Raw genomic sequence first — 17,687 nt, 5'->3', positions numbered from 1 at the left:
AGAACGCCCTGATGAGTGACAATGGGCTGGTGAGCACCGACAGCAGCGACAGGGTCCCGAAGCAGCCCGCCAAGCGAACCTCCAACGGCAAGTCCGCGCAGCGGACGCCACGCCCTGCTCGCCGCGCCGGCAATCCCGTCGCTGCCGACGCACCGGCAGCCAGCACCACGGCCACCCCGGAGGCGGCCCAGACCACGACCTCCGAGGGCGCCCGGGTTCCGGCGGCCCCGCCCGCGGTGACCCGCGCGGCTGCCACCACCGACCTGCCCGAGGAACGCTACCTCAACCGCGAACTGTCCTGGCTGGATTTCAACGCGCGGGTGCTCGCGATCGCCGAGGACCGGTCGCAGCCGGTGCTGGAGCGCGCCAAGTTCCTCGCGATCTTCGCGTCCAACCTGGACGAGTTCTACATGGTCCGGGTCGCCGGGCTGAAGCGCCGCGAGGAAACCGGGCTTTCGGTGCGCAGCTCCGACGGGCTCACCCCGCACGAGCAGCTGGTCCGGATCTCCGCCCGCAACCAGGACCTGATGGAGAAGCAGGGCCGGGTCTTCCTCGACGACCTGCTGCCGGAACTGGAGGCGCACGACGTTCGGATCCTGCGCTGGTCCGAGCTGGAGAACGACGACCAGGCCAAGCTGACCCGCTACTTCGAGGACCACATCTTCCCGGTCCTCACGCCGCTGGCGGTCGACCCGGCGCACCCGTTCCCCTACATCTCGGGGCTATCGCTGAACCTCGCGGTCACCGTCGCCGACCCGGACGCCGGGCTGCGGCGCTTCGCGCGCGTCAAGGTGCCCGACAACGTGCCGCGGCTGATCCGCATCGAATCCGACCGGGAGAACGAGACCGCCACGTTCCTGCCGCTGGAGGAACTCATCGCCGCGCACCTCGGGAAGCTGTTCCCCGGGATGCGGGTCGCCGAGCACCACATCTTCCGGGTCACCCGCAACGCCGACCTGGAGGTCGAGGAGGACCGCGACGAAGACCTGCTGCAGGCGATGGAGCGGGAACTCGCGCGCCGCCGCTTCGGGCCGCCGGTGCGGCTGGAAGTGACCGACACGATGAGCGCGAACATGCTCGAACTCCTGCTGCGCGAGCTGGAGGTCGACCAGCACGACGTGGTTGAGGTCAAGGGACTGCTGGACCTGTCGTGCCTGTTCCAGCTGGACCGGTTGCAGCGCCCGGACCTCAAGGAGTCGCCGTTCGTGCCCGCGACGCACCCTGCGTTCGCCGAGGGGCAGACGCCGAAGAGCATCTTCTCCACGCTGCGCGAGGGCGACGTGCTGGTGCACCATCCCTACGACTCGTTCTCCACGTCGGTGCAGCGGTTCATCGAGCAGGCCGCGGCCGACCCGCACGTGCTGGCCATCAAGCAGACGCTGTACCGGACTTCCGGTGACTCCCCCATCGTCAACGCCCTCATCGACGCCGCCGAGGCGGGCAAGCAGGTGGTGGCGCTGGTGGAGTTGAAGGCGCGGTTCGACGAGCAGGCCAACATCCAGTGGGCGCGGACCCTGGAGCGCGCCGGGGTGCATGTCGTCTACGGCCTCATGGGGTTGAAGACGCACTGCAAGACCGCGCTCGTGGTGCGCCAGGAAGGTTCCACGATCCGCCGCTACTGCCACCTGGGCACCGGCAACTACAACCCGAAGACCGCGCGGATCTACGAGGATCTGGGCCTGCTGACGGCCTCCCCGGAGATCGGCGCCGACCTCACCGACCTGTTCAACGTGCTCACCGGCTACGCCCGGCACGGCCAGTATCGCCGGATTCTGGTGTCGCCGCAGGGCATCCGCAACGGCATCGTGGAGCGCGTGGAGGCCGAGATCGAGCGTGCCCGGCAGGGTTTGCCGTGCGGCATCAGGATGAAGTTGAACTCGCTGGTCGACGAGCAGATCATCGACACCCTGTACCGGGCTTCGCTGGCCGGTGTGCCGGTGCGCGTGGTGGTGCGCGGGATCTGCTCGCTGAAGGCCGGCGTGGAGGGACTCAGCGAGAACATCGAGGTGCGCTCGATCCTTGGCCGCTTCCTGGAGCATTCCCGGGTGTTCCACTTCGTCGGCATCGACGAGCACTGGATCGGCAGCGCCGACATGATGCACCGCAACCTGGACCGGCGGATCGAAACCCAGGTGCAGGTCACCGACATCAAGCTCACCCGGCAGCTCGACGCGATGCTGGATTCGACGCTGCATCCGGCCACCCGCTGCTGGGTGCTCAACTCGAAGGGCGACTGGGAGGCGTCGCCACGCAGCGGAGAGCAAGTTCGCGATCACCAAACGGAAATGCTGCGCCTGCACGGCGCCAAGGTGTCCTGAGGAAGATGAGCGTGACCGAGAACCAGCCGGCGGCCGGCGGAATCGACGACGAACCAGTCGACGCACCGCCTGCCCCGGTCCGGGCGGCCGGTGCGGTGCTTTGGCGCGATGGTGGCGACGGCCCCGAAGTGGCGCTGGTGCACCGGCCCCGCTACGACGACTGGTCGCTGCCGAAGGGCAAGCTCGACCCCGGCGAGCTCTCCGCGCACGCGGCGGTCCGCGAGGTGTCCGAGGAGACCGGGTTTTCCTGCGTGCTGTCGCGTTTCCTGACGCGGGTGAACTACTCGGTGCCGGAATCCGACGGCGGCCGCGCACCGAAGGTGGTCGACTACTTCACCGCCCGGGCGGCTGACGGCGCCTTCGCGCCGAACGACGAAGTGGACGAACTGCGCTGGCTGCGTACCGACCAGGCACGGGGCCGGCTGAGCTATCCGCACGACGTCGGCGTGCTCGACGCATTCGAGGAGTTGCCGACCGAGTCCGCGACCGTGTTGCTGGTGCGGCACGCGAAAGCGGGCAAACGCTCCGAATGGGCGGGCGACGACACCCTTCGGCCACTCACCGAAGCGGGACGGCAACAGCGCGACGCATTGCATTCGCTGTTGCCGTTGTTCGGCCCGGACCGGATCTATTCCGCACCGCGACTGCGCTGCGAACAAACGGTGGCGCCGATCGCCGAAGACCTCGGAATCAGGATTGCCATCGAGCCGCTGTTTTCCGAAGAGGGCTATCTGGGGGATCCGGACGCGGCCGTCGACCTGATGCTGCGGGTTGCGGCCGGCGCGGGCCCCGCGGTGGTGTGCAGCCAGGGCGGCGTCATCCCGGATCTGGTGGCGCGGCTGGCCGATTCCGTCGGGTTGCCGCTCGGCGAGGTAGCCAGCCGCAAGGGCAGCGTGTGGACGCTGACGTTCAGCGGGGACCGGTATTCCGGCAACGGGAGCGGCCCGGCGCTGCGGCTGGCTGCGGCCGACTACCTCGCGGACCCGCTCGCCTGACCGGCGAAGCGGGGAGAGCGCAGGAAAGAGACGGACGCGTCGGCGAATTTCGGTGCCGGCGAAGTATTCCGCCGACGCCCCGGCTCCAGCTGACGACCGCGCCCGCACCGCACCACGCGCGCTGAGGTGCTGGACGGGCGCTGTCCGGCGCTGATCGCGCCGTGTGGGCGTTGCGCATCGCCCACGGGTGAAACTCGTGCGACCACCGGAGATCCGGCGGTCACGGCCTTCTCATGGCCGTTTCCGGTCATCGCCTGACGTCAGGGCGATGACCGGGCGACCGGGGAAACGCCGTGAGCGGGCGGCTCGTAACCCACGTGGGGGTTATCTCGCCGCCCGCTCGGTCCACTGGTGCTCGCTGCGGAAGCCAGCGATCACTTCTTCGTGGTCTTGCGCGTCGTCGTCGCCTTCTTGGTAGCCGGACGGGTCGTCTTGGCCGCGGTCGTGGTGGCCTTGGCCGTCGTCGCCCGCTTCGCGGTGGACTTCGCCGGGGTCGCCTTCGCAGCGGTCGCCTTGGTGGCGGTCCGCTTCGGGGCCGCCTTGGTGGCGGTCGCCTTCGCGGCGGTGGCGCCGGTCGCGGTCTTCGTCGCGGCCGCCCGGGTGGTGGTGGCCTTGGCGCGAGTACCGGCAGCGGCCCTGGTGGCGCCCGCGGTCTTGGTGGTGGCACCACGGGTGGTGGCCGCCTTGGCAGCGGAGACGCGCGGCAGTTTCCGCTGTCCGCCCACGACTTCCTTGAACTGGGTGCCGGCGCGGAAGGCGGGCACGTTGGTCTTCTTGACCTTCACGCTCTCACCGGTGCGCGGGTTGCGAGCGGTGCGGGCGGCGCGGGCCCGCTTCTCGAAAACCCCGAAGCCGGTGATGTTGACCTTCTCGCCTTTGTTGACGTTGCGAACGATGATGTCCACAACGCTTTCCACAGCCTGGCTGGCGGTCTTCTTGTCTCCGAGGCGTTCTGCCAGAGCCTCGATAAGTTGGGCCTTGTTCACTTCAGTCCCTCCCAGGACACAACAACGGCCCCGTTGGGCCGACTCAATGTCAACGGTAAAGCCCCGGACAAACAAATGCCATTCGCCACGCCTCTTTTTTTCGTTGGGGCGTGGGCATTCGCGTCCGGGAAACGGGGTCCGCGGGGCTCCTGGAGCAACTGTTCAGTTGTCCCCCGGAGGGCGAGTTTTTCCTTTCACAACGGGAAAAACTCGCCCCCAGAAGGCTTCTCAATCAGCCCTGCCGAGCGGGCAGGGTCGCCGGTTTGAAGCTCGGGCGAGCTTGCTCAAAAGTGTCGATCGTCTCGGCGTGGCGAAGGGTCAGACCGATGTCGTCGAGCCCTTCCAGCAACCGCCAGCGGGTGTAGTCGTCGATGCTGAAGGGCACCGTGAGGTCCTTGGCGTGCACGGTCCGCTGCTCCAGATCGACCGTCACGGCGGTGCCCGGCTCGTTCTCCAAGAGCTTCCACAGCAGCTCCACATCGGACTGCTCGCACTGGGCCGCCAGCAGCCCCTGCTTGCCCGAGTTGCCGCGGAAGATGTCCGCGAAGCGGCTGGAGATGACCGCCCTGAAGCCGTAGTCCTTCAGCGCCCATACGGCGTGCTCGCGCGACGACCCGGTGCCGAAGTCGGGGCCGGCGACCAGCACGCTGCCGTTGCGGAAGGTCTCGTGGTTGAGGATGAAGTTCTCGTCCGCGCGCCAGGCGGCGAACAGGCCGTCCTCGAAGCCGGTGCGGGAAACCCGCTTGAGGTAGACCGCCGGGATGATCTGGTCGGTGTCCACGTTGGACCGGCGCAGCGGGACGCCGATCCCGGTGTGCGTCTTGAACGGTTCCATCGTCACTGCTCCTGATGGGTGGGGTGCCAGTTTTCGTCCTTGAAGCGGCGCAGCCGCTTGGCCCACGCACGCACGGTGACCACCCGCGGGTTCTCAGCGGTGCCCACCCCGTCGGGGATCCCGGATCGAGGAGACGTCTGAGGTTCCGCTACGGGACCACCTGCGCGAGCTGAGTTCAACTTTCAGTCGAGGTCTTCGGGGGCGGACAGGGTTCCGCGCACGGCGGTGGCCGCGGCGACCAGCGGGGAGACCAGGTGGGTGCGGCCGCCCTTGCCTTGCCTGCCCTCGAAGTTGCGGTTGGAGGTCGACGCGCTGCGCTCGCCCGGCGTGAGCTGGTCCGGGTTCATGCCCAGGCACATCGAACAACCTGCCGAACGCCATTCCGCGCCGGCGGCGGTGAAAACCTCGTGCAGCCCTTCGGACTCCGCCTGCTGGCGGACCTTCATCGAGCCGGGCACGACGAGCATCCGCACGTCCGCGGCGACCTTGCGGCCCTTGAGGACCTCGGCGGCGGCGCGCAGGTCCTCGATCCGGCCGTTGGTGCAGGAGCCGAGGAACACGGTGTCCACGGTCACCTCGCGCAGCGGCGTCCCGGGGGTCAAGCCCATGTACGCCAAGGCCTTCTCGGCGGCGAACCTCTCGCCCTCGTCGACGATCTGCACCGGGTCCGGCACCTGCTCGCCCAGCGGCAGGCCCTGCCCCGGGTTGGTGCCCCAGGTGACGAACGGGGTCAGTTCATCGGCGTTCAGCGTAACTTCTGCGTCGAATGTGGCGTCGTCCTCGGTGCGCAGCGTCTTCCAGTACTCGACGGCGGCGTCCCACTCGGCGCCCTCGGGGGCGTGCGGGCGCCCCTCGAGGTAGTCGAAAGTCGTTTCGTCGGGCGCGATCATGCCGGCCCGCGCGCCCGCCTCGATCGACATGTTGCAGATCGTCATGCGGGCTTCCATGGACAGCTGGCGGATCGCTTCGCCGCGGTACTCCAGGACGTAGCCCTGGCCGCCGCCGGTGCCGATCTTCGCGATGACGGCCAGGATCACGTCCTTGCTGGTGACTCCCGGGCGCAGGCTGCCTTCGACGTTGATGGCCATGGTCTTGAACGGCTTCAGCGGCAGCGTCTGGGTGGCCAGCACGTGCTCGACCTCGGAAGTGCCGATGCCGAAGGCCAACGCGCCGAAAGCGCCGTGCGTCGAGGTGTGGCTGTCGCCGCAGACCACGGTGGTGCCCGGCTGCGTCAGGCCGAGTTGCGGCCCGACGACGTGCACGATGCCCTGCTCGGCGTCGCCCATCGGGTGCAGCCGGATGCCGAATTCCTCGCAGTTCTTCCGCAAAGTGTCGACCTGCGTGCGGGACACCGGGTCGGCGATCGGCAGGTCGATCCCGGTGGTGGGCACGTTGTGGTCCTCGGTGGCCAGCGTCAGATCGGGGCGGCGCACCGGCCGGCCCGCCAACCGAAGCCCTTCGAAGGCCTGCGGACTGGTGACCTCGTGCACCAGGTGGAGATCGATGTAGAGCAGGTCTGGCTCATGCCCTTCACCACGGCGCACGATGTGCGCTTCCCAAACCTTCTCCGCGAGCGTTTTTCCCATCGTTGCTCCCAGTCGAGCCTGCCGAGACCCGGAAAAGGGCCTTCCCACAGAGTGGACTTCCCAGATGCCGGGAAGTTAGTATCGGTACGTGGGACAGCATAGCGGCATCGGAGTACTGGACAAGGCGGTGGCCGTCCTCCAGGCAGTGGCCAGCGAACCGTGCGGCCTAGCCGAACTGTGCAGCCGTACGGGGCTGCCAAGGGCAACGGCGCACCGCCTAGCAGTGGGCCTGGAGGTCCACCGCCTGTTGAGAAGGGGCTCGGACGGACGCTGGCGCCCAGGAGCGGCCCTGGCGGAACTGGCGGGGGGAGCGGTAGATCCTCTCCTGGAAGCAGCAACGACGGTCCTGCCCAAGCTAAGGGATGTCACGGGAGAAAGCGTCCAGCTCTACAGGAGGGACGGAATGCAACGCCTGTGCATAGCGACGGCGGAACCCCCGAGCGGCCTGCGGGACACGGTGCCGGTGGGAACGGCCCTCCCGATGACGGCGGGCTCGGGAGCCAAGGTCCTGGCGGCCTGGTCGGATCCCGCAACCCAGAGAGCGGTCCTCGCGGAAGCGGTCTACGGCGAGAGAATCCTCATGGAGGTCCGCAGAAGGGGCTGGGCCCAAAGCGTGGCGGAAAGGGAGCCGGGGGTGGCAAGCGTCTCAGCCCCGGTCCGCGACGCCCAAGGCAACGTGGTGGCGGCCATATCGGTCTCGGGCCCGATCGACAGAATGGGCCGCCGCCCGGGAGCCCGTTGGGCAGCAGACCTGCTAGCAGCAGCAGATGCCCTCCAAAACCGCCTATAACCCCAACAGCGCGGTGCGGGCCAAAACCCGCACCGCCAAGAACGCCGCACGACGCCCGGCGCCGACGCATTGGTAGGTGGCGGAACGAGAAGTGCCCCGCTCGCAGACTCTGCGAGCGGGGCACTTGCTGGTAGTCCCGACGGGATTTGAACCCGCGCTACCGCCTTGAGAGGGCGGCGTCCTAGGCCGCTAGACGACGGGACCGCGCAACGAGAAGAACTCTACAACACCTCATAAGCCCCTCGAACACCCACCCCCTACGTCCACCGCCGACGCGCGAGACCGCCCCCCCTTCCGACACCACGGTGGCGGTGATGACCTCGGACACGACATGTCCGCTGGCCCGCACGAGGTGCGCGCCGGCCTCGGTCGGCCTCGGTCCGAGCAACAAGACCGACCCTGCTGGTTAATTCGGCGCGGTGTTGGGGCTGTTTGGGAAGGTGCGGGCGTGAAGCGAACGGACCGTTCGTGTCGTCTACGAGCCTGTTGCGTTTTCGGCGAAAACGACTGAACCGAAGTACCAAATCAGTCTCGATCGCCGCCGTTTGTCCGCCAGTGGCCATCTCAGCCGTGATCGATCGATCACGGTCCGTGGTGGGCGTAATTTTGCAACAGGCTCCTACCGAAGCGAACAGGCCGTTCACCGCACACCAACAGCCCCGGGCTCACATCGGATGAACGGAGCGAACGGACCGTTCGTGTCGTCTATCGAGGTGAACAGGCCGTTCACCGCACACCGGTTGGCGAGGCAGAACCGGACCACTCCCGCAGTGACACCAGCCCTAGCCCCTCGCGGAATTAGCCAGCAGGGTCAAGACCCGAACCAAAACACAAAACCGATTCCAAAAACCAAAAAACCCACACAGACCAAGCAACCCCAGACAAACCGCGCAGACCCCAAAGCCGATACAAGCCCAAGCAAACCCCAAAGCCCAGACAAAGTTAAGCCCGCCCCCAAGCCCCAGAACAGCCTGAGCTGGCTTCCAAGGCCCGGATGAAATTGGGCCCCTAGGCCCAGAAGAGGCCAAGCCCACCCCAAGCGCCCAGATGAAGTCGGGCCGGACTCCCAAGCCCCAGATGAGGTCGTCCGCTGGTCAGAAACCCAGACCGGGTACGCCCCAATCCCAAGGAGCAAACAAGGAAGCAACCCCCGCACCGTGGGGGCATGGGGGGCTCGGCCCCCCAAACAAAAAACGGAAAGGGCCACATCTGCGAGTTCCGCAGATATGACCCTCCCACCCTTGTAGTCCCGACGGGATTTGAACCCGCGCTACCGCCTTGAGAGGGCGGCGTCCTAGGCCGCTAGACGACGGGACCGCGTTGTTGAGAGATCACCGGGTGATCTGCTCGCTGGGGTACCAGGACTCGAACCTAGACTAACTGAACCAGAATCAGTCGTGCTGCCAATTACACCATACCCCATGGTGCCGAACGGCCAGCTCCTTTTCCGATCTCCTGTGAGGAGTTCGGCTTTCGGATCGCTGCCCGCCGCGTTGATAAGAATGTTAGACCATCCCTTCAGAGGCCCGAAAATCGCCCCCTCTGTTTGGGATCGTCGCAGGTAGCGGCGGTCGCAGCGACCCGGGGCGGCCTAGTGGCGGATCAGCTCGGCGACGCGGTGCGGGGCCTGGGCGCGGTCCGCCCGGACGGGTACCGCGGGCAGGTCGGTCACGAGGAGTTCCGGGAGTTCGTAGAGGCTCGTGATGCTCGGCACGCCGGCGGACGGATCCTGGGTTCCGCCGCGGTTGAGCCAGACGCCGTGGAGGCCGGCGCGGCTGGCGCCGAGGGCGTCGGTGTCGAGCTTGTCCCCGACGTGGACGACTTCTTCGGGGCGGAGGCCAAGCTCGTCGCAGGCGGCGTGGAAAATGCGCGGGTCCGGTTTGGCCACACCGATCTCGGCCGAGATGACGAGCGCGTCGAAGGCGTCGGCGAGGCCGACGGCGGCGATCTTCTTGCGCTGGTAGCCGCTGGGGGCGTTGGTGATCGCGGCGAGCTGGAGGCCGCTGGCGCGCAGCCAGTCGAGGCAGGGCCGGGCGTCGTCGAACAGGGTCCAGGCGCGCTGCATGGCGGCCATGCGCACGGTTTCGCGGCGGGCGGCTTCGGGGGTTTCCAGTTCTTCGCCGAAGGCCGCGAAGAACGCGCGGGTGCGTTCGACGCACATCACGTCGAAGTCGATCTCGCCGGTGATGAACCGCGCGTAGTGCTGGTCCGTGGTGCGCTGCCACACCGGCCAGGCGCGGTCGGTGCCGACGAGTTCCCGCAAGGCGTGCCGCGCGGCTCCGCCGTTGTCGAGCAGGGTGTCGTCGAGGTCGAGGCAGACCGCCTTGATCTGGCCGAGTTCATGGATGGTCGAAATTTCAGACGCGGATGTCACCCCGAGAGGCTAGGCGTTCACCCGTTGCGTCCGACTCGGCCAATTTGGTGATCCTGTTGGCCTGTTTCGGTTGAGTCCGGTTGGCGGCACGGGGTCGTGGGTACGAGCGAACCCACGACCTCGTGCCGGAGCTCACTGGTTCAGCCGAGGGCCTTCCGCAGGCGTTCGAGGGAGATGTCGCGGCCGAGAAGTTCCATCGACTCGTACAGCGGCGGCGACACGGTGCGCCCGGTGATCGCCACCCGCACCGGCGCGAAGGCCTTGCGGGGCTTGATGCCGAGCCCGTCGACGACGGAGTCCTTCAGCGCCTGCTCGATGGCGGCCGTGGTCCATTCCGGCAGCGCTTCGAGGGCGTTGATGGCGGCTTCCAGGACCGGCTTGGCGTCTTCGCCGAGGGCCTTCTCGGCGGAGGCAGGTTCGGGCGCGAAGCCGTCGCCGGCGAACAGGAAGCCCATCATGCCGACCGCATCGGAGAGCACGATCAGCCGCTCCTGCACCAGCGGCGCCGCGGCGCGCACGGTGGCGAGCTGCTGCTCGGTCGGCTCGGCCGGGAACACGCCGCCCTGGATGAGGTAGGGCACCACGCGGTCGACGAAGTCGTCGGGCGCGAGGGCGCGCAGGTGCGCGGAGTTGATCGCGTCGGCCTTCTTCTGGTCGAAGCGCGCCGGGTTGGCGCTGACCCGGCCGATGTCGAAGGCGTCGACCATCTCGTCGAGGCTGAACACGTCGCGGTCGTCGGAGATCGACCAGCCGAGCAGCGCCAGGTAGTTCAGCAGGCCCTCGGGCAGGAAACCCCGGTCGCGATGGTGGAACAGGTTGGACTGCGGGTCGCGCTTGGAGAGCTTCTTGTTGCCCTCGCCCATGACGAACGGCAGGTGGCCGAACTCGGGCGTGAAGTCGGTGGCACCGATGCGCTGCAGCGCCTCGTAGAGCGCGATCTGGCGGGGCGTGGACGACAGCAGGTCTTCGCCGCGCAGCACGTGGGTGATGTGCATCAGCGCGTCGTCGACCGGGTTGGTCAGGGTGTAGAGCGGGTCGCCGTTGCCGCGCACCAGGACCGGGTCCGGGACGCTGCCGGCGGGGAAGGTGATCTCGCCGCGCACCAGGTCGGTGAAGGTGATGTCGCGGTCGGGCATCCGCAGCCGCAGCACGGGCTTGCGGTCTTCGGCGCGGAAGGCCGCGAGCTGCTCGTCGGTGAGGTCGCGGTCGTAGTTGTCGTAGCCTAGCTTGGGATCGCGCCCCTTTGCCTTGTGGCGGGCTTCGATCTCGTCCGGGCTGGAGTAGGACTCGTAGAGCTCGCCGGCGGCCAGCAGTCGCTGGGCGATGCCGGCGTAGATGTCGCGCCGCTCGCTCTGCCGGTAGGGGCCGTAGGGTCCGCCGACACCGGGGCCTTCGTCCCAGTCGAGGCCCAACCAGCGCAGCGCATCGAGGATCGCCTGGTAGGACTCCTCGGTGTCCCGGCTGGCGTCGGTGTCCTCGATGCGGAACACCAGGGTGCCCTTGTTGTGCCGGGCGAACGCCCAGTTGTAGAGGGCCGTGCGGATCAGGCCGACGTGCGGGGTGCCGGTCGGCGAGGGACAGAACCGGGCTCGGACGGGCCTGGCGTCGACTTTTGCTGCGGCTTCTGGCGTGCTCATAACACATCAAGCCTAGCCACCCGCCGTCGGCGGTTGACGGGCGCATCCGGGCAAGGCATCCTGAATTTATTCAACAACCGTTGAAAAACTGGAGGGGATCGCAATGGAGCGAACCACCTGCTGCGTGGTCGGAGGCGGACCGGCGGGGATGGTGCTGGGGCTGTTGCTGGCCAGGGCCGGCGTCGAGGTGACCGTGCTGGAGAAGCACGGCGACTTCCTGCGGGACTTCCGCGGCGATACGGTGCACCCCACCACGCTGCAACTCCTCGACGACCTGGGCCTGGCCGAGCGGTTCGCCGAACTCCCGCAGCGCCGCCTGAACCAGGTGCGGCTGCCCATCGGCCAGGCGGGCGAGCTGTTCACCTTCGGGGACTTCAAGTCGCTGAAGGTGAAGTACAACTACATAGCCATGGTCCCGCAGTGGGACTTCCTGGACATGCTGGCCGACGCAGGCAAGCAGGAGCCGACGTTCACCCTGCGGATGAACACCGAGGCGACGGAACTGATCCGGGAACGCGGCCGGGTCAACGGGGTGCGCTACCGCACCGCCGACGGCGAGACCGGCGAGCTGCGCGCCACCATCACGGTGGCCTGCGACGGGCGGAAGTCCTTCGTGCGCGAGATGCCGGAGCTCGGCCTGCAGGACTTCCCTACGCCGATGGACGTTCGGTGGTTCCGGATTCCGCGGCAGACCGGCGATCTGGCAGGCGGCATCGGCCTGATCCGCGAACGCACCTTCACCGCCATGTTCGACCGCGGCGACTACTTCCAGGTCGCGTCGATCATCGGCAAGGGGACCGACGCGGAGGGCCGCAACCGGCCCATCGAGGAGTTCAACGAGCGACTGGTCCGCTTCTTCCCCTGGCTGGCCGGGCGGGACCTCGTGCAGAGCTGGGAGGACGTCAAGCTGCTGCACGTGGCCCTGGACCGGTTGCGCAAATGGCACGTGCCGGGCCTGCTGTGCATCGGCGACGCTGCGCACGCGATGTCACCGGTCGGCGGCATCGGGATCAACCTGGCCGTGCAGGACGCCGTCGCGGCGGCGCGCCACCTCGCCGAGCCGCTGCGCAACGGGCGTTTGGAGCGCAAACACGTGGCGGCGGTGCAGCGGCGGCGCTGGCCAACGACGGTGCTGATCCAGCGACTGCAGCGCATTATTCACGAGAACGTGATCTCCCCGGCGCTGCGTGGGGAAATCGACTTCGGCAGCACCGCGCGCCTGCCGCTCCCCCTGCGGGCGGTCTCGAACGCCCCGTGTCTGCGCAGGATCCCCGCGTACGTCCTCGCCTACGGAGCGGTCCGCGAACGCCCGCCGAAGGCCGCCCTCCGCTGACGACCGGGCCGTGGAAACCCGCAATTTCCATTGAAATCGAAGGTCCGATTTCAATGGAAATTGCGGAGACCGGGTGGCGCCTGGGGTTCCGGTACCCGGATCGGCTGCGCGGAAGAACGGGCCCGGAAACCCGCTCTATCCCTGCACTAGCCCGACACTAGCCCCGCACTAGCCCGCACCAGCCCAGATCTAGCCCAGATCTAGCCCTGCTGGACGGGGTTTGTGAGGGTGCCGAGGCCGTCGATGGACACCGACACGTTCTGGCCCGCCTGCATCGGGCCCACGCCGGCCGGGGTGCCGGTGAGGATCACGTCGCCGGGCAGCAGCGTCATCACCCGCGAGATCCACGAAACCAGCGCCGCGACGTCGTGCAGCAGCAGCGAGGTGCGCGAGTCCTGCTTTAGCTCGCCGTCCAGTTCGGTGCGGATCCCGAGGTCCGCCGGGTCCGCCGCGGTGTCGATCCACGGGCCCAGCGGGCAGAACGTGTCGTAGCCCTTGGCCCGCGTCCACTGCCCGTCGGCCTTCTGCTGGTCGCGCGCGGTGACGTCGTTGGCGATCGTGTAGCCCAGCAGCACCTCGGTGCCCCGGGCCTCCGGCACGTCCTTGCACGGCTGGCCGACGACGGCGGCGAGTTCGCCCTCGAAGTCCACCCGCTCGGAGTTCGGCGGCAGCTTGATGGCGGCGTTGGGGCCGATCACCGAGGTGGACGGCTTCATGAAGATCACCGGGTTCTCCGGTGGTTCCGAGCCCATCTCGCGGGCGTGCTCGGCGTAGTTCTTGCCCACGCAGATGACCTTCGTGGGCAGGATCGGGGCGAGCAGCCGGACATCGGCCACCGGCCACTTGCGACCGGTGAACGTCGGGTCGCCGAACGGGTGCTGGTCGATCTCGACCGCGAGCACCTTCTCCTGCGGTGCGGCCGGATCCGGCTCCAGTGCGACGAAGGACACCCCGTCGGAGTGGGCGACACGTGCCAAGCGCAAGACGAACCTCCGGGATCAACTGCGGACTTCGGGTGAGGGACACCCGTGACAAACATACTTGGGCACGGGTGCCCCTCACCCATTCCCCGGCCGGGGCACAGCGACGCGATCAGCCGCGGGCGCTGATCGCGTTGCGCCGCAAGGCCTTGTACACCAGCGCGTCGCAGAGCGCGAGCCAGCTCGCTTCGACGATGTTGCCGTGCACGCCCACAGTGGTCCACTCCTCCTCGCCGTCGCGGGATTCCACGAGCACCCGGGTGACCGCGTCGGTGCCGGGGGCGTCGATGAGGATACGGACCTTGTAATCGGCCAGTTCGACGGTTTCCAGCCACGGCAGGTGCGGCACCAACGCCTTGCGCAGCGCGGCGTCGAGGGCGTTGACCGGCCCGTTCCCCTCTGCGGTGGCGATCACGCGCTCCCCCACGACGTGCACCTTGACCGTGGCTTCGGAGACCACGTCGCCGTCCGGACGGTGGTCTAGCACCACCCGGTAGGACTCCAGCTCGAACGGCGCATCGACCGGCTCGCTGCCGGCCGCGGCGGCCATTTCCCGGCGCAGCAACAGTTCCAGCGACGCGTCGGCCGCTTCGAAGGACCAGCCGCGGGCTTCCAGCTCCTTCACCTGGCGCACCGCCCCCGTGACGGCGGCCGGCGACTCGGTGAGGTCGAGACCGAGCTCGGCGCCCTTGAGCTCCAGGCTGGCGCGCCCGGCCATTTCGGTGACCAGCACCCGCATCCCGTTGCCCACCACCGCCGGGTCGATGTGGTTGTAGAGCTCCGGGTCCACTTTGATCGCGCTCGCGTGCAGCCCGGCCTTGTGCGCGAAGGTCGACTGGCCGACGTAGGCCTGGTGCGTGTCAGGTGCCAGGTTGGCGATTTCGGCCAGCGCGTGCGAAACCCTGGTCAGCTCGCGCAGCTTTCCCTCCGGCAACACCGGCATCTCCAGTTTCGTGGCGAGGTTGCCGATCACGGCGAACAGATCCGCGTTCCCCGCCCGCTCCCCGTAGCCGTTGGCGGTGCACTGCACGTGCGTCGCACCGGCTTGCACGGCCGCGATGCTGTTGGCCACCGCGCATCCGGTGTCGTCCTGGCAGTGGATCCCGACGCGGAATCCCGTGCGCGATACGACTTCGCCGACCGTCTCGGCCAGTTGCAGTGGCAGCTGCCCGCCGTTGGTGTCGCACAGCACGACGACGTCGGCGCCCGCGTTCACGGCGGATTCCAGCACGCGCAGCGAGGTGTCGGGGTCGAAGGCGTAGCCGTCGAAGAAGTGCTCGGCGTCGAGGAACACCCGGCGCCCTTCGCCGACCAGGTAGCGCACGGTGTCCGCCACCATCGCGCAGTTCTCGGCCACATCGGTGCGCAGCGCCCGCTCGATGTGCCGCCGGTCCGATTTGGCCACCAAGGTCACCACCGGGGCCCGCGAATCGAGCAGCGCCCGGACTTGCCGATCTTCGTCTACTTTGGTCCCGGCGCGGCGGGTGGAGCCGAAGGCCACCAGCGCGGCGTGTTCGAGATCAAGTTCTCCGGCGGCGGCGCGGTGGAAGAATTCGGTGTCCTTGGGCAGCGCGCCGGGCCAGCCGCCCTCGATGAAGCCGACGCCCAGGGAGTCCAGCAGCCGCGCGACCGCCAGCTTGTCGGTGACCGAATACGAAATTCCCTCGCGCTGCGCGCCGTCCCGCAAGGTCGTGTCGTACATGTGGAAGTCGTCGCCCAGCGGCGTTCCGGCCGGGTTGGTGCGGGTCACTGGTTTTCTCCCGTCGGCGTCGGAGATGGATTGCAGCGGCAGCGCAGGCAACAAAAAAGACCCCCCGCGGATGCGAGAGGTCAGCGCGCCGGGGTGCGGAGTCGTCTACCCGGCGCGCTCGCCAATAATGATCACACTGCAGAAAGCCACGCACCCATGCTGCCACAATGCACCACCGGATCACCAGATGACCACGAATTCCCACCATCCGGACGCGACATCAGCACCTGCCGTCCCAGGAACCGGGTTACGCGTTCCGTCACTTAGAGCCTGTCGGCGAATGCCGTCCGCGCCTTTGGAAGCGGCGTAGCCGCTTGCATTCACCTTGCCAAGACGACCATCGGCGGGTTCTGAGAGGTTTCCTGGCGAGGACGGCCCCTCCGCCGCGTATTGGACATACATCAGGAGGGGCACCCGCAGTCCAGGGCACCTCTCAGGTTCCGCTAGGCGACCACCCACCCAGACCATTCACCAACAGGCTCTTACAAACTCTGATCGGGCTCGTACCTCGCAGGCTCCGTCGGCGGGGCACCGCTGAGCGTCGTGAAGCAGTACATCGAGCAGCAGAACCGTCCGGCTTAAGGCACTGCTCAGGCCTTGACGGCCCTCCCAGCGCGAGCCTTCACCCCCACCCTGAAGGGCGGAGCACTGGCCCGCATTCCGGTAGCAGGCGACACACCTGCTCCCAGCCGCCGGTGTGGTCGTCGACCGCGCCACTCGCGATTTGGTGCAACTCGCCGGTCGCACATCGGGCCGGCGAAAAGGGCGCCCCAACCGGGACGCCCTCCTCGACTTCGAACTCCGATCAGGCCTGCGGAGCGACCTCGCGGGAGGAGACCAGCGCCGCGAGGCGGTCGCCGACCGCGAAGGTGGCGCCCGGGGCCGAGTGCTCGCGGGTGGCCAGGTCGAACGCCACCGACGCCTCGACCCGCTTGGCGGCATCGGTCAGGCCGACGTGGTCGAGCAGCATCGCGACCGACAGCACCGCCGCGGTCGGGTCCGCCACGCCCTGCCCGGCGATGTCCGGCGCGCTGCCGTGCACCGGCTCGAACATGCTCGGGTTGCGCCGGGTGGCGTCGATGTTGCCGCTCGCGGCCAGCCCGATGCCGCCGGTGACCGCGCCCGCCAGGTCGGTGATGATGTCGCCGAACAGGTTGTCGGTGACGATCACGTCGAACCGGCCCGGGTCGGTGACCAGGTGGATGGTCGTGGCGTCCACGTGCTGGTAGGCCACGGTGACGTCCGGGTATTGCAGCGAGACCTCTTCGACCACGCGCGACCACAACGATCCGGCGTGGGTGAGCACGTTGGTCTTGTGCACCAGCGTCAGGTGCTTGCGCGGCCGGGAGGCGGCGCGGGCGAACGCGTCGCGCACCACCCGCTCCACGCCGAACGCGGTGTTGATGCTGACCTCGGTCGCGATCTCGTGCGTGGTGTCCTTGCGCAGCAGGCCGCCGTTGCCGACGTACGGACCCTCGGTGCCCTCGCGCACGACGACCATATCGATCTCGCCGGGGTCGGCCACCGGGCTCTTCACGCCCGGGTAGAGCCGGGCCGGCCGCAGGTTCACGTGGTGGTCGAGCTCGAAGCGCAGCCGCAGCAGCAGGCCGCGCTCCAGGATCCCGCTGGGCACGGACGGGTCGCCCACCGCGCCGAGCAGGATCGCGTCGTGCTGCCGGAGTTCACCCAGGACGGACTCGGGCAGCAGCTCCCCGGTCGCGTGCCAGCGCGCGGCTCCCAGGTCGTATCGAGTGATCTCGGTATCCGGCACGACCTCGCCGAGCACCTTGAGTGCCTCGGCAATAACCTCCGGCCCGATCCCGTCGCCGGGGATCACAGCGAGCCGCATCTACACACCTCCCGAGAACCACCCCGACCCGCGGGGCTCGAACTGTTGAGCCGAAGGCTACCGGCAGGGCTGTGGGCAGCGGCACGCCGGGCCCACCAAGTGGATGAACTGTCCCGGGGAGTGGGACACCCATACGGGCGATAGGGCCATGGGTCGCAGATGCGACACAGGGGCCGTCCCAAGATGCGGAAAGCCACGCCTCACTCGTCCGAATTACCGGTCGCGGTCCCACCTACTCAGCGGGACCGAACCGG

Annotated in this window: 12 protein-coding genes and 3 tRNA genes; 4 read left to right on the top strand and 11 right to left on the bottom strand. The window is 68.2% G+C overall.

The features are described from left to right. The first annotated feature begins 11 nt into the window (after positions 1-11). Both DL519_RS37170 and DL519_RS37165 read left to right on the top strand, forming a co-directional pair. Positions 12-2,318 carry an RNA degradosome polyphosphate kinase gene (locus DL519_RS37170; RefSeq protein WP_190821806.1) on the top strand — a complete coding sequence of 769 codons (2,307 nt, stop codon included), beginning with the start codon at positions 12-14 and terminating at the stop codon, positions 2,316-2,318. A gap of 5 nt (positions 2,319-2,323) precedes the next feature. Further along, entirely contained in the window at positions 2,324-3,313 is a 990-nt protein-coding gene (locus tag DL519_RS37165) for an NUDIX hydrolase (protein WP_190821804.1), read from the top strand. Between the two features lie 374 nt (positions 3,314-3,687). Here the strand turns inward: DL519_RS37165 and DL519_RS37160 are convergent, their stop codons facing one another. From DL519_RS37160 to leuC, 3 genes are all read right to left on the bottom strand, one after another. Continuing rightward, positions 3,688-4,299: an HU family DNA-binding protein gene (locus DL519_RS37160; protein WP_190821802.1), complete on the bottom strand. Its 612-nt coding sequence runs from the start codon at positions 4,297-4,299 to the stop codon at positions 3,688-3,690. 232 nt (positions 4,300-4,531) lie between these two features. Continuing rightward, on the bottom strand, positions 4,532-5,134 hold the full coding sequence (leuD, locus tag DL519_RS37155) for a 3-isopropylmalate dehydratase small subunit (protein WP_190821800.1): 603 nt from the start codon (positions 5,132-5,134) through the stop codon (positions 4,532-4,534). A 182-nt stretch (positions 5,135-5,316) separates the two neighbouring features. After that, positions 5,317-6,720 (bottom strand): 3-isopropylmalate dehydratase large subunit, encoded by a 1,404-nt coding sequence (gene leuC, locus DL519_RS37150; RefSeq protein WP_190821798.1) that lies wholly within the window; start codon positions 6,718-6,720, stop codon positions 5,317-5,319. 88 nt (positions 6,721-6,808) lie between these two features. Between leuC and DL519_RS37145 the strand changes: the two genes are divergently transcribed. Then, entirely contained in the window at positions 6,809-7,510 is a 702-nt protein-coding gene (locus tag DL519_RS37145; RefSeq protein ID WP_190821796.1) for an IclR family transcriptional regulator, read from the top strand. A gap of 128 nt (positions 7,511-7,638) precedes the next feature. Here the strand turns inward: DL519_RS37145 and DL519_RS37140 are convergent. From DL519_RS37140 to gltX, 5 genes are all read right to left on the bottom strand, one after another. Then, a tRNA-Glu gene (locus tag DL519_RS37140) sits at positions 7,639-7,714 on the bottom strand. 1,040 nt (positions 7,715-8,754) lie between these two features. Continuing rightward, positions 8,755-8,827, bottom strand: a tRNA-Glu gene (locus tag DL519_RS37135). 33 nt (positions 8,828-8,860) lie between these two features. Beyond that, a tRNA-Gln gene (locus tag DL519_RS37130) sits at positions 8,861-8,932 on the bottom strand. A gap of 169 nt (positions 8,933-9,101) precedes the next feature. Next, positions 9,102-9,884, bottom strand: coding sequence for an HAD family hydrolase (locus tag DL519_RS37125; protein WP_190821794.1), 783 nt, complete (start codon positions 9,882-9,884; stop codon positions 9,102-9,104). Between the two features lie 140 nt (positions 9,885-10,024). Next, positions 10,025-11,521 carry a glutamate--tRNA ligase gene (gene gltX, locus DL519_RS37120; RefSeq protein ID WP_190821792.1) on the bottom strand — a complete coding sequence of 499 codons (1,497 nt, stop codon included), beginning with the start codon at positions 11,519-11,521 and terminating at the stop codon, positions 10,025-10,027. Positions 11,522-11,624: 103 nt separating this feature from the next. Between gltX and DL519_RS37115 the strand changes: the two genes are divergently transcribed. Then, a complete protein-coding gene (locus DL519_RS37115; protein ID WP_190821790.1) occupies positions 11,625-12,854 on the top strand; it encodes an FAD-dependent oxidoreductase in 1,230 nt (409 codons plus the stop codon). A 200-nt stretch (positions 12,855-13,054) separates the two neighbouring features. On the opposite strand, the gene DL519_RS37110 is transcribed toward DL519_RS37115, so the two are convergent. The 3 genes from DL519_RS37110 to DL519_RS37100 form a co-directional block, all read right to left on the bottom strand. Next, positions 13,055-13,837 (bottom strand): fumarylacetoacetate hydrolase family protein, encoded by a 783-nt coding sequence (locus DL519_RS37110; RefSeq protein WP_190821788.1) that lies wholly within the window; start codon positions 13,835-13,837, stop codon positions 13,055-13,057. 109 nt (positions 13,838-13,946) lie between these two features. After that, positions 13,947-15,584: a citramalate synthase gene (gene cimA, locus DL519_RS37105; RefSeq protein ID WP_190821786.1), complete on the bottom strand. Its 1,638-nt coding sequence runs from the start codon at positions 15,582-15,584 to the stop codon at positions 13,947-13,949. Between the two features lie 805 nt (positions 15,585-16,389). Continuing rightward, positions 16,390-17,433 (bottom strand): 3-isopropylmalate dehydrogenase, encoded by a 1,044-nt coding sequence (locus tag DL519_RS37100; RefSeq protein ID WP_190821785.1) that lies wholly within the window; start codon positions 17,431-17,433, stop codon positions 16,390-16,392. Positions 17,434-17,687 lie beyond the last annotated feature (254 nt).

The sequence above is a fragment of the Saccharopolyspora pogona genome (genome assembly GCF_014697215.1).
Taxonomy (GTDB): Bacteria; Actinomycetota; Actinomycetes; order Mycobacteriales; family Pseudonocardiaceae; genus Saccharopolyspora; species Saccharopolyspora hattusasensis.
This window is presented reverse-complemented; position numbering and strand designations above follow the sequence as displayed.

Bases quoted from the DNA above. Each gene is read 5' to 3' on its own strand.
- gltX (WP_190821792.1), bottom strand. From the start codon at position 11,521: ATGAGCACGCCAGAAGCCGCAGCAAAAGTCGACGCCAGGCCCGTCCGA.
- DL519_RS37115 (WP_190821790.1), top strand. From the start codon at position 11,625: ATGGAGCGAACCACCTGCTGCGTGGTCGGAGGCGGACCGGCGGGGATG.
- DL519_RS37170 (WP_190821806.1), top strand. From the start codon at position 12: ATGAGTGACAATGGGCTGGTGAGCACCGACAGCAGCGACAGGGTCCCG.
- leuD (WP_190821800.1), bottom strand. From the start codon at position 5,134: ATGGAACCGTTCAAGACGCACACCGGGATCGGCGTCCCGCTGCGCCGG.
- leuC (WP_190821798.1), bottom strand. From the start codon at position 6,720: ATGGGAAAAACGCTCGCGGAGAAGGTTTGGGAAGCGCACATCGTGCGC.
- DL519_RS37165 (WP_190821804.1), top strand. From the start codon at position 2,324: ATGAGCGTGACCGAGAACCAGCCGGCGGCCGGCGGAATCGACGACGAA.
- DL519_RS37100 (WP_190821785.1), bottom strand. From the start codon at position 17,433: ATGCGGCTCGCTGTGATCCCCGGCGACGGGATCGGGCCGGAGGTTATT.